The sequence below is a fragment of the Pedobacter sp. AC379 genome, assembly GCF_979258145.1.
Genome location: NZ_OZ409839.1, coordinates 4,475,436 through 4,488,016 on the forward strand (window position 1 = coordinate 4,475,436; position 12,581 = coordinate 4,488,016).

Below are 12,581 nucleotides of genomic sequence, written 5' to 3' on the forward strand. Positions count from 1 at the left end.
CTTAGTACGTGTTGATTATAAGTAATACAACCGTAGCCAATGGATTGGGGATATGAAATTAAAATTTATTTAACATTAAGGTAATAAAGGACGATTATTGCTGGTCCGATCTTGTTTTTTAAGATGCGGAGTGCCTTTTTCATTTGATCGGCCACGGTTGATTCGGTTATACCCAACCTGGCTGCAACCTCTTTATTAGAAAGATTTTCATTTCTGCGCAATTCAAAAACGGTCCGCATACGGGGCGGTAAATTGGCAATTTCTGCCGCGATCATTGCTGCAAACTGCTTTTCTCTAACCAGGGTATCCGTATAAATACCACTATCATCATTGGCTTTAGAAAACTGTGCGGCATAAGTATTTACCAGGTTTTTATGTTTAATCAGATTAAAAATTCCGTTTCTTAAAGCAATAAATAAATAGCCCGATAAATTGTTCCCCTGTTCTATAGAATCACGTTTATGCCAGATTTTCATAAACATTTCCTGTACAACATCTCTCGCATCGCCCTCATCACGGAGTTTATTAAAAGCATGTGCATACAGAAGATTGCTGTAACGGTTAAAAATTTCCGTAAAAGCAGAATGATCATCCTTTTTAAGGTGATATATCAGATCATCATCCGTTAAACTTGCATATGGAATGCCCGCAACCTTCATTTATAAGATAAAATATTTATTGATCAGGAATAGGTAGAAGAGCAATCAAAAATAGTATTTATTCATACAATTACTCTACGTTTTGTAACAAAAAAAACACATACCATCATTTTCGTGCATCTTTACATTCATTAAACAAATTAATTATTCCTAAAATTACTTTGATGTGCATTTACTGAAGATTAAATGCAAGTAATTCCTTATCTATTATATCAGAAATAGGTTAGCCATGAATTTCTAAATCATTAAACCCAAAAAAGCCTGCAAATCGATGATTTGCAGGCTCATTATGTTAAGGATACTGAGTTTTAAATGATAAATTTTCTTTTTTATTCAATAACAATATCGAAAATGTAATATGTATCGGTTAATAACCTTGGTTTTGCTTAATTGATTTTGTTACATCAAGCGTAGCCTGCGGAATCGGAAAAATTCTTCTGAATGGCTGTGTGGTAGGTTTTGCGCTAAATGGTTGCTCAAACTTACCAAAGCGGATCATTTGTGGCCGCCTTAATAATTCCCAGTAGGTTTCGAAAGCAATTTCCTTATAAAGTATAGCCTCATTAAGCGATGGTATGGCAACACCAGGTGCATTACCATAAAGCGCTTCCCTTGTTCTGGAAGTACGCAACCTATTGATATCAGCCAATGCTTCGGTAGTTAGTCCTTTGCGGAAATAAGCTTCAGCACGCATTGTATAAATTGCACCCAAGCGGATTAATGGAATATCTACATTGCTACTTCCATTACCTTCTTCAGGATCGAATTCGTATTTAAAACAGCGTGCCCCCCTATTGATCTCGTTTTGTGCAAAAACAGCCTGTGTTGGTTTCGAAAAGTTAAGTGCAGGGGTAAAATCCATCTTTGTTGAGGTACTTTTCTCCATTACCAGCTCAGATACTTTGATCCTTCCATCCGAAGTCATTTCAAATGTATTTGTAGAGGTAAGTTTTGGTCCGTATTGCTGGCCAACCATAATCCCCCTGTTAAAGTGGAACCAGGGCACACCCGGGCTGCTGTTGGGAACAAGATCCGTTGCGGGCACACTACCCGGTCCGTTGTTCATAAACCAGGTACCATCTGCATATTGGTATTTTCTTTCAAACCTTGGGTCTTCATGGTTACCATCCCAGCTGGCATAAAATTCAGGACTGATACAGGCTGCATTGGTTCCCCGGTTTAATGGAGATGGCTTCTGGTTACGCTCTACACATACATAAGCAAAAGAATTGGAGCCATTATGGATGTAATCGATTTTCTGCGTTACTACAAAAATCAGTTCCGAACCACCGGAGTTTTTAATAGCAAAATTGTCGAAATAGTTGCTCAACAAACTAAACTTGCTCGAATTGATCAACAACGAAGTATAACTGATTACCTTATCCATATCAGTTTCGCTTGTGTTTACCGATTTTTCATTAAAGTTAAATGAGGCCGCATAACGATCTTTAAACACTGCCCGGTTAAGGTACATATTGGCAAGCAACCCATAAGCAGCTTCTTTTGTAAACCTTCCGTTATGGGTAGATTGCTGCCCCAAAGTGGCCAGATCAGGAATCAGTGCCTCAACCTGTAAAATCAAATTATCAATCTCGGTTGCTGCCTGTTTCATCTCAAGCGGAGCTTTTTCATCCATTGGATCACGGTAAGGTGCCTGCCCGAAAAGATCAAGCGTGGTATAAGTATAAAAGGCTAGCAAACCTTTGGCTTCTGCTAAAAACAGTGTTCTTTGCGGTATGCTGCTTTCGGTAACCTGTTTAATTGCTGTTAACGATCTGGTAATCCCGTTGGTAAGCATGTTCCAGTTATCGGTTACAATAGGATTGTCTGATGCCCATGTAAACTCGTGCATTGAACGCCATTTACCGCCATCGCCCCAATCACTTCCACGTGTAGCCAATATGGCTTCATCAGTGGTATACTCCTGTAATGAAAATACAGCGCCATGATCTACAAAAGTACCATCGCCTAAACGGTCGTAAGCAGCCGCTAAAGCTCCCGCAGGGCTTTGCGCATTGTTGCCCAAAACTTCATCGAGTACCTTTTCATCCAATTTGGTACAGCTGGTAAAAATGAGCGCCGTAACCAGGAATATGATATTTTTTGTTTTTAATAATTGATATGTTTTCATTGTTATAATTTTAGGGTAGCACCAAAAATAAATGTTCTTGCAGTTGGGTAACTGGTATAATCTATACCCAGCGATTGGTTACCGCCGGTTGCTTTCGGGCTGTTGATTAAAGGATCGTAACCACTATAGTTGGTGATGGTAAATAAATTTTGGCCGGTAACATACACGCTCAGTCCTTGTAACCAGCTCAGTTTTTTAAGCTTAATGTTATAACCCAAACGCACAGAATTAAGCCTGATAAAATCAGATTTCTCCAGGTACAAAGAAGATAACTGAGGAGGATTAGCAGGATTGGCACCTGATTCGAAGTATTGCTTGGCCACATTCCGATCTGAAGCAAGGTTATTGATATTTAACGCATTTAAACCAGTATTGTTAACCAGGTAACCTCCTGTTTGCCCGATGAATGAGAACGAGAAATCGAAGTTCTGGTAAGTCATCTGGCTATTTAAGCCATAAGTAAACGTTGGAATCGCGCCCTGAAAAATTACACGGTCTTTGTTATCAATTATACCATCGCTGTTTACATCCTTAAAAATATTTGCCCCTTTACTGTCAAAGCCCATATGTTCCAACAGGTAAAACGAGCCCGCTGCATAACCACTTCTGTAAATATTTGCAGTTACGCCAGAAAGGCCCGGACCGGAAATGGTACCTGAAAGAATTTCTGAAACCGGAAGATCTTTTATTTTATTGTTTAAGGTTGCGCCGTTAACATCTACATTCCAGTTAAATTTTCCAGTATTGATTACTTTCGAACCCAACATAAATTCAAATCCTTTATTAATAATCTTTCCATCAATATTTACCCAAACAGTTGATGTTGGACTTAATACCTGTGAAGGAATATTTAGAATTGCATCGGTTGTGGTTTTGTTAAAATAATCTAAGGTACCGTAAAATTTACCTTTAAAAAGTTCAAAATCAAGCCCCACGTTGTATTGGGTAACTACCTCCCATTTCAAATCGGGATTAGGTGTTCTGGTTACAGAAATGCCGTTAACCAATGCCAGGTCGTTATATAAATAATACCCATCGCCTGCAGACAGTGCGTAGCTGGCCTGGGTAAGCTTATTCTGTACTTCCTGATTACCCGTTTGGCCCCAGCTTGCCCTTAATTTAAGCTCATTAAGAAAAGGAATCTTTTTAAAGAAATCTTCCTGTGCCATGTTCCAACCCAATGCGAACGATGGGAAATAACCGTATTTATTATTTGCACCGAAACGCGTAGAACCATCTGCACGCACAGATGCTGTTACCAGGTATTTATTGTCGTAAGCATAATTTACCCTCGAAAAAAACGATTGAAGCTCATTAATCTGTGCAAAACCGAATACACCAGTCTGCTTTCCGGCGTAGCCAGGGTTATTTTCAGGTAAAATACCATTGCCCTTTGCTGCTATTCCATCAAGGTTAAAGCTACTTCCTCCCCTTTCGAATTTCTGATAAGAGAAACCGCCGATAGCTTCAAGTTTGTGCTTTCCTGTTAACAAACTGTAATTCAGGTAATGCTCCATCAACGTACTTTTCGAATCTAAGTTGGCCTGGATGTACTTACCTATAGGGTTTAAATCTGTTGTATTAGGAAAAATAGTGGTATTTCTTTCGCCCACAGAACGATCAAGTCCTAAGTTAAACTTATACTCAAGTCCTTTTAAAATTCTGAATGATAAATCGAGGTTTCCTAATACCCTCAATGTGCGGGTACGGTCGCGGTAAATATCCAAAAGATAAGCCGGATTGTAGTTTGCGTTTGCTTTAAAGTTGGTAAAATTGCCATTTTCATCGAACACCGAACGGGTTGGGTTAGACATTAATGCCTGGATAATCAACTGACCATTAGAACCACCATCATCACTGGTTGGTACGCCATCGTCGCGGGTTTCGCTTCCGGTTAAGTTGATGCCGATTTTAAGGCGTTTATCATCTAAAAACGACTCAGAAGCATTAATCCTTGCCGAAGTACGTCTGAATTCGCTATTCTTTACAATACCTTCCTGGTCCATTTGAGCAGCAGAAACATAATAGTTACCAGTTGCTGTGGCTTTTGAAAATGATACTGCATTGTTTAGCGTTTTAGCCTGACGGTAAATTACATCCTGCCAGTCGGTATTGCCGCCATGATCAAAAGCTTTGTCTTTAACCGCATTGCGGTATTCGTCTGCACTCAAAATGTCGAGTTTATGGGCAACCGTAGAAAGACCAAGGTAAGAATCGTAAGTAAAAGTTCCCTCGCCTTTTATTCCTTTTTTAGTGGTTACAATTACCACACCGTTGGATCCACGTGCACCGTAAATGGCTGCTGCAGAAGCATCTTTTAATACCGAAATGGATTCGATATCACTGGTATTTAAAAAGTTTAACGGGTTTTTTGCTTTAGAAGAACCGAAACCAACGTTCGAGCCACCAGGGCTTACATCATCATTGGTTAAAGGAACTCCATCTACAACAAATAGTGGCGTACTCCCGCTACGGATAGAACCTACCCCGCGGATGGTTACATCAACACCTCCGCCAGGTTCGCCACTGCCTGCAACCACCCTTACACCGGCAATTTTACCCTGCAATAAATTATCTGCAGAAGTAACAACACCCTGTCTGAAGTTTTTTTCATCAAGCTGTGTAACCGCACCTGTAACGTCTTTTTTGGTCTGTTTACCATAACCAACAACCAAAACCTCATCCATGGTAGATGCATCGGGTTCTAGTTTAATATTCAGCACATCGGCATTCGCTGCTATCAGTTTTGTTTTGTAACCGATAAACGAAACCTCCAATGTTTTGCCTTTTACAGCATTGATTTTAAATTCACCTTTGGCACCAGTAGAAACAGCATTGGAAGTACCCTGTTCTTTTACCGTAGCACCAATTAACGGCTGATCGGTTTCATCGGTAATCCGGCCAGAGATTGATCTCCCCGGTTGTTGTGCGAATACAGCTATCGACACCATCAAGAGTACAACTGAAAACATAACTTTCAGAAATAAAGGTGGCGACAAGCGAAAATTAAGCGTATAAATTCCTGTCATGAGCATAATTAATAAATAGTAAGTGTTTGGTTTTTGGGATATTTGTGAACTAACGAAATCGCACAAAGATGTCTTTTTGATGTAAGCAGTATTATCCCGTAAGATTATTAAATTGTTAAATTATATCGACTTCAAAGCGTGCAATGAGTGGCAATTTGGAAGGATGCGCCGAACCAACACTAATAAGTAATGGTGAGTTGTGAATTGTATTACAGTTTTGATTGCTGTAGATGCTTGAGCTCTTTTCAAACGAGCTTAAATAGCTTTAGGATTAAATGGAATAAAATGATAAGCGATTAAACGCAGGTATATATTCCGTAGAAGATTACAGAATTCCATCGACGCTTAAATCAATAAAGATTAACTTAAATATTTAGTGATGGCCAGAAAGGTTTTCGCCGGCAGTTTTATCTAACCTTAAAAAAATTAAGCTCGTAACTGCGGTGATAGAGGCCAATGTTAAAAATGTATATTTAAAAGCGATAAAAACATTTTCGGTTTGCAACCATGATTTATCGCTGTATTTTGCCAGTAAAAAAGCACCTACCGAAATACCCAAACTCATTGATAATTGTTGCATTACAAGCAATAAACTGTTGCCGCTGCTTGCAGTTTCATTATCAAGTGCCGATAGAGATATTGTATTCATACTGGTAAGCTGAATGCTGTTTACCGCGCCATAAATTACCAAAAGGGGGATTAGGTTTGCAAGTTTTGTATGTGCATCTACCAATGAAAACAAGCCAATTACGATAGCTATTATCATGGTATTGATGATCAGCGTGTTTTTATAACCCAGTTTTTTAACAATAGGTACAACCCACGATTTTATAATTACCGATGTTAATGCCACCGGAATTAACATAATGCCCGAGGTCATTGCAGATTGCTTTAAGCCAAGCTGAAACAAAAGTGGCAGCAGCAGCGGCATACCACCGATTCCTAAACGTGTTAAAAGATTGCCAAATACACCAATTCTTAGCGTCTTTATCCGGATAAGACTCAGGTTAATCAATGCCCTTTCTTTAAGCCGCCTAAAATGAAAATAATACAGGTTCATTAGCACAAAGCTTGTTGCAAAAACCGATAATAAAATCGATTCATGAATAATATCGTGCGTACCTAATTCTATACCCAGCGTAAGCAGCAGCAACGAACCGCCAAATAACAGCATACCCAAAAAGTCAAATCCATCTTCAGGGCGTTTATATTGCGGCATATTTTTGGCAGCATAGTAAATTCCGAATATGCCTATCGGGATGTTAATAATAAAGATCCAATGCCAGGAAGCAATTTCTACCAGCCAGCCGCCGAGCGTAGGACCAATAATTGGCCCAACCAAGCCAGGTATCGTAATAAAATTAATTACCCCAAGCAGTTTCTCTTTTTCATAAGTATACAAAATAGCCAGTCGCGAAACAGGAACCATCATGGAGCCGCCAATTGCCTGGATTACCCTTGATACGATTAAAGCTGTTAAAGATTGCGACAGGGCACAGCACAACGAACCCACCGTAAAAATTGCAATCGCGATTACAAATACATTTTTCGACCCAAAACGATCTGATAACCAGCCGCTAAGTGGAATAAGCAAGGCCAATACCAGCACATAACTAATAATGATACTTTGAAGAGTGAGTGGTGGTTTATGTAAATCGGCCGCGATAGAAGGCAGTGCGGTGTTAAGAATGGTACCATCAAGAGATTGCATAAACATTGCCAAAGCGGCTATCCATGGGAGTTTCTTCTGTATCGATGTTTGTTCCATATTGTGTTAACATAAAGCGGCCACCTGTAGTTTGCAAAAAAATGCTAACCAATTGTTTCGCTGTTTCTACATTAAATCATTCCCAATTCATCAATTCGTGCTAAATAATCTGCCATTTAAAGATAATCATCCCGATCATTTTATTGCTGCGCATTGGATAAAATATTTTACAACACCGTATTTATAACCACCGCTGAAATTTATACCTGTTTTTATCAGAAAGGAAACTATCGTTTTTAACATATTGTTGCAATAATGGGTTAGCCACTCAACCTAAATCAAGAGCAATTACCCTAAAACATTGATTGTAATTTAATAATCAGATTATGACACAACATAGCAATTCTAAAAGCAAAACCCCAAAAGGCAAACCATCAGGCAGCCAACGTGGCGGAGATGGATTAAAAGAGGTAATCCATGATGAAAACACTACAAATTCTATTGAAGAGCAATATCTCGACCAGGATGGCCAGCCCGATAAAAATGTAAATATGCGGCATGAAAACCGGAATACTGATAAAGGGCGACGCGACCAGGGTAAAGACAGTATTTCAATTTAACCCTTATCAGTAAAAATCCATCACTTGTCGGCAAAGTAAATTCCATCTGAAATTTAATGGTATGCCGACAAGTTTAAGTTGTCTTTCCTTCCTAAATCCACCGCTGCCAAAATTACAACGGCAATACTTCCATCATTTAATAAAATCCCTATGAAAAAAGTTACTCCAAAAACTTCACGCCATGTTTTAGATGAAATAAAAAGTGGTGATGAAATTGAAGACAATACAGGAAAACGCGGCGAAGTTACCGACATTGAGGTGGTACACTACAACAGAGAAAAACATTATTACTACAAAATCAGAGAAGATGGCACCATCCTGATTATAAGCTAAAGATCAAACGCTACAACAATGTTTCAATTTCTTTAAAACGTATAAAACAAAACCATCCTTTGCATTATATACGGTTTCGAAAACGTATTATTCACCTTTAAAACAGGTATTTTAACAACAAACCTTTGCGAAATGGCTATGGTTTTAGTTTTGATGACATTCAATTTCAATCGAGATCTATGAAACATAAAAACTACTACCCAATTGGCCTTAACATCATGTTATTTGCCATACTTTTTATCGCGGCATGTAGTCCGACTACCAGGATTACCGGATCGTGGATTAATCCACAAGCAGTAGGCAAACCAGTTTCAGGAAAAAGCGTTTTTATTGCCTCACTCAGCAGAAGTATCGAAGTACGCAATACCATTGAAAATGCACTGGCAGATGCTGCAGCACAGCGCAACATCCCAGCGCTTAAAAGTACCTCCTATTTCAGTCCTGATTTTTACCAGTCTACCCCTACACGCGAAGTACTGCTTTCAAGGATATCAAAAACCGGTGCCGGTGCCATCATGACGGTTGCCTTAATAAACAAAGAAAGCGAAACAAGGTATGTACCCGGGCAAGCAGGATATGCCCCCTTTCCAACTTATCGCTGGTATGGTGGCTTTTATTCTTACTACAACTATTGGCGCGGTGCTTTTTACGAGCCAGGCTATTACGTTACCGATAAAACTTATTTCATGGAAACCAATGTGTACGATGTAGCAACAGACCAACTGGTGTGGTCTGCACAATCTGAAACCGTTAACCCCGGATCCATTACACAGTTTGCAAAGGAATACCCTAAAGTATTGATTGAGAGAATGATAAAAGACGGCCTTTTACAGCCATAAACCGGTTTAATTTAACTTTATGAGAAATTTTTACTTAACTGGTATTGCCATGATGATGCTCCTTGCAAATGCACACGGGCAAGTACGCGAAATTACAGGAACAATTACCGACCGCTCTGACAGGAACCCGATTCCAGGGGTTTCAGTTCGGATCCGTGGCACATCCGGAGGTACTGCAAGTGGTACCGATGGGCGTTACCGGCTCAGTGCATCAAACGGGGCAGTATTGGAGTTTAGTGCCATTGGCTACACAACACAAGCCGTTACTGTTGGTACGGTAAATGTTATTAATGTGGCACTTGAGCCAAACGACAGGGCCTTATCTGAAGTTGTTGTTACAGCCAACGCCATCCGGCGCGAAAAACGAACGCTTGGGTATTCAGCACCAACTATCGATAATGCAGAACTGCGCCAGGGCCAAACCCCTAACCTCATTAATTCATTAACCGGCCGTGTTGCAGGGGTTAACATCACCACCACATCAAATACTCCAGGTGCTTCATCAAGGGTTGTACTTCGGGGCGGTTCATCCATAACAGGTAATAACCAGGCATTGATGGTTGTAGATGGGATTCCCATTGATAATTCGAGTGTAATTGGCGGAGGGTCTTCCTTATCAAGTGTCGATTTTGGCAACAGGGGAAACGATATTAATCCCGAAGATATTGCCTCGGTAACTGTGCTCAAAGGACCAGCTGCAGCAGCGTTGTATGGTTCGCGGGCTTCTAATGGTGCATTGATCATTACCACAAAAAGCGGTACTCAGGGACAGAAAAAAATGGAAATTACATTTAGTACATCTAATTCTGCTTCTTCAGTGCTTAAACTCCCTGATTTGCAAAATGAATACGGACAAGGTTATTATACTAATATTGATGCCCAGGGCAATGCAACTTATGAGAACGACCCTAAAGAAAACTGGAGCTGGGGCGCACCTTTTAACGGACAAACTCAACCCTGGGGGCAACAGATAGATGGCGAACGCCTGAGCAAACCCTATCAGGCTGTTCCGAATAATGTACGCGATTTTTTTACCACAGGTTTTAGTACCGATAATAACCTCTCCTTTTCTGGTGGTGGAGAAAAAACAACTTTCTTTCTTGGTTTAAACTCCTTAAACTCCAACAGCATATTTCCGGGCAATAAAGATGTTTACAACCGATACAATGTAAGGTTTAACGGCACCGCAGCCTTTACCAATAAATTTTCTGCAGGTGTTTCCTTTAACTATTCCAGAATTAACAGTAACCAGGTTGCCGGTGGACAGGGAGGCGCTTCAGTTTATAATAATGTTTTACAAACACCACGCGATATTCCTTTACAGGATTTACGCGATTTAAACAATAAATTTTATGGCTATGGCTATACAGATGCAACAGGTTTGCGGCATGATGACCGTTATGGTTATTACGGCGCATATACAATGAACCCTTATTGGGTGTTGGAAAACTACAACAACTTTAACGAAGTAAACCGCATAACCGGGAACTTTAATATTGGCTACAAACCTCTAGATTGGCTCGATATAAAAGAACGTGTAGGGATTGATACCTATACAGACAGAAGACGGCAGCAGGCACCAAAATATTCATTTACGCCTGCAGATGAGGCAGGAAACTACTCTGCAACAGCCAATATTGTTAACAGCAACGGCCTTTACCAAATTGATCAGTTAAATGTGAGCGAACTGGTGCACGATTTAATGGTTACCGGGAGCTTTAAGCTCAACTCAGATTTTAGCGGATCTTTAATGATCGGGAACAACATCAGGCAGCGCAGTACATCAACCAATAGCCAGGCCACCAATGCCAGTGGTGGTTTGGTGGTGCCGGGGTGGTATAACTTAGCAAATAGTAATGGCCCGGTAGATATCATTACCGATTACATCAGCCAACGCAGGTTAATTGGCGTTTATGCAGATTTGAACTTATCCTATAAAGAACTACTTTTTTTAGAAGCTACAGCACGTAACGATTGGTCATCCACCCTGCCAACCGCTAACCGCTCATTTTTTTACCCTAGTATAAGCGCTTCATTTTTATTCTCTCAATTGCTTAAAGATAAAGAAGCATTTAGCTTTTTAAGCTACGGAAAACTGAGGGCTAGTTACGCCCAGGTGGGAAATGATACAGATCCATATCAATTGATGACAACTTTTTCGAGGGGAGAAATTTTAGGCGGATTCGGAAGCACAACATTTCCTTTTGGCAATGTAGCGGCACTAATGGCAGGTACTACAATTGGCAATCCTGATCTCAGGCCAGAGAAAACAAATTCGTTTGAGGTAGGTACAGAACTCGGCCTTTTCGGAAACAGGCTAACGGTCGATTTTAGCTATTACGCAAACCGGTCAAAAAATCAGATTTTAAGCATTCCCATCCCCGCTTCAACAGGCTACGCATTTAATGTGGTAAATGCTGGTGAGGTGCGCAACAACGGGATAGAGCTTAGTTTGCGTGGAATCCCGGTAAAAACTGATGGAGGCTTTTCTGTTGAACTTTTTGGAACATACACCAAAAACAACAGCCGTGTGGTAGAATTGCTTCCAGGGGTTGAGCAGGTTACAATTGGTGGCTATTCAGGCATGTCTATTGTTGCTGCCGTTGGGCGTGCTTATGGCGAATTTTATGCGGTAAATAACCTTCGGGATGCAGAAGGACGTACCGTGGTTGATGCAGAAACCGGACTCCCTTTACAAACTGCCGCCGCAGAATACCTGGGCAGTTACAATCCAAAATATCAGGCTTCAATTGGTACCAACATTAAATACAAAGGCTTTACACTTAATGCCTTGTTTGATACCAAACACGGAGGTGTTTTCTATTCCAGAACACGCGACATTACTGGTTTTAATGGTACCTCTGCAGAAAGTGGCGGACCTCGTATCGGCGTACTGTTTCCCAATTCAGTATATTTAGATCAGGCAGGAAACAGTGTTGTAAATACAAGCGCAACCTATAATAAACAAGATTATTACTCCGATCTCATTGCAGGCCAACACATGGTAGATGCATCTTTTGTTAAACTAAGAACACTATCCCTTGCCTATCAATTTAATAAAAACGCTTTAAAAAATAGTCCGCTGGGTGCCTTAAGCATCGGTGTTTTTGGAAACAATCTTTTCATCTGGACACCTAGTTCAAACCAATTTGCAGATCCTGAAGTAAACTCTGCCGGAGCCGGAAATGCACAGGGCTTTGATTATACAGCACAACCATCAGTACGCAATTATGGAATTAACATCAGGGCATCATTTTAATAC

The 12,581-nt window shown here is 40.3% G+C and carries 8 protein-coding genes; 4 read left to right on the top strand and 4 right to left on the bottom strand.

Features of this window, described 5'->3' with window-relative positions:
- Positions 1 to 65: 65 nt before the first annotated feature.
- From ACZZZW_RS19535 to ACZZZW_RS19550, 4 genes are all read right to left on the bottom strand, one after another.
- The gene (locus ACZZZW_RS19535; protein WP_055905493.1) at positions 66 to 659 is read right to left on the bottom strand and encodes an RNA polymerase sigma factor; all 594 of its coding nucleotides are present in this window, start codon (positions 657 to 659) and stop codon (positions 66 to 68) included.
- A 367-nt stretch (positions 660 to 1,026) separates the two neighbouring features.
- Complete coding sequence (locus ACZZZW_RS19540) at positions 1,027 to 2,790, bottom strand: RagB/SusD family nutrient uptake outer membrane protein (protein WP_055905496.1); 1,764 nt, start codon at positions 2,788 to 2,790, stop codon at positions 1,027 to 1,029.
- Between the two features lie 2 nt (positions 2,791 to 2,792).
- Entirely contained in the window at positions 2,793 to 5,819 is a 3,027-nt protein-coding gene (locus tag ACZZZW_RS19545; RefSeq protein WP_463495997.1) for a SusC/RagA family TonB-linked outer membrane protein, read from the bottom strand.
- Positions 5,820 to 6,192: 373 nt separating this feature from the next.
- Positions 6,193 to 7,587: a DHA2 family efflux MFS transporter permease subunit gene (locus ACZZZW_RS19550; RefSeq protein ID WP_055905499.1), complete on the bottom strand. Its 1,395-nt coding sequence runs from the start codon at positions 7,585 to 7,587 to the stop codon at positions 6,193 to 6,195.
- Positions 7,588 to 7,913: 326 nt separating this feature from the next.
- Here ACZZZW_RS19550 and ACZZZW_RS19555 point away from each other — a divergent pair, with 326 nt between their 5' ends.
- From ACZZZW_RS19555 to ACZZZW_RS19570, 4 genes are all read left to right on the top strand, one after another.
- A complete protein-coding gene (locus ACZZZW_RS19555) occupies positions 7,914 to 8,147 on the top strand; it encodes a hypothetical protein (protein ID WP_463496000.1) in 234 nt (77 codons plus the stop codon).
- A gap of 150 nt (positions 8,148 to 8,297) precedes the next feature.
- Positions 8,298 to 8,480: a hypothetical protein gene (locus ACZZZW_RS19560; protein WP_463496002.1), complete on the top strand. Its 183-nt coding sequence runs from the start codon at positions 8,298 to 8,300 to the stop codon at positions 8,478 to 8,480.
- 179 nt (positions 8,481 to 8,659) lie between these two features.
- Positions 8,660 to 9,319, top strand: a complete 660-nt coding sequence (locus ACZZZW_RS19565; RefSeq protein WP_463496004.1) for a hypothetical protein — start codon at positions 8,660 to 8,662, stop codon at positions 9,317 to 9,319.
- A gap of 19 nt (positions 9,320 to 9,338) precedes the next feature.
- On the top strand, positions 9,339 to 12,578 hold the full coding sequence (locus ACZZZW_RS19570; RefSeq protein ID WP_463496005.1) for a SusC/RagA family TonB-linked outer membrane protein: 3,240 nt from the start codon (positions 9,339 to 9,341) through the stop codon (positions 12,576 to 12,578).
- Positions 12,579 to 12,581: the final 3 nt, after the last annotated feature.

What these genes read in the sequence shown, in the direction of transcription:
- ACZZZW_RS19545 (WP_463495997.1), bottom strand. Translation starts at nt 5,819, where the DNA reads ATGACAGGAATTTATACGCTTAATTTTCGCTTGTCGCCACCTTTATTT.
- ACZZZW_RS19535 (WP_055905493.1), bottom strand. Translation starts at nt 659, where the DNA reads ATGAAGGTTGCGGGCATTCCATATGCAAGTTTAACGGATGATGATCTG.
- ACZZZW_RS19565 (WP_463496004.1), top strand. Translation starts at nt 8,660, where the DNA reads ATGAAACATAAAAACTACTACCCAATTGGCCTTAACATCATGTTATTT.
- ACZZZW_RS19570 (WP_463496005.1), top strand. Translation starts at nt 9,339, where the DNA reads ATGAGAAATTTTTACTTAACTGGTATTGCCATGATGATGCTCCTTGCA.
- ACZZZW_RS19540 (WP_055905496.1), bottom strand. Translation starts at nt 2,790, where the DNA reads ATGAAAACATATCAATTATTAAAAACAAAAAATATCATATTCCTGGTT.
- ACZZZW_RS19550 (WP_055905499.1), bottom strand. Translation starts at nt 7,587, where the DNA reads ATGGAACAAACATCGATACAGAAGAAACTCCCATGGATAGCCGCTTTG.
- ACZZZW_RS19560 (WP_463496002.1), top strand. Translation starts at nt 8,298, where the DNA reads ATGAAAAAAGTTACTCCAAAAACTTCACGCCATGTTTTAGATGAAATA.
- ACZZZW_RS19555 (WP_463496000.1), top strand. Translation starts at nt 7,914, where the DNA reads ATGACACAACATAGCAATTCTAAAAGCAAAACCCCAAAAGGCAAACCA.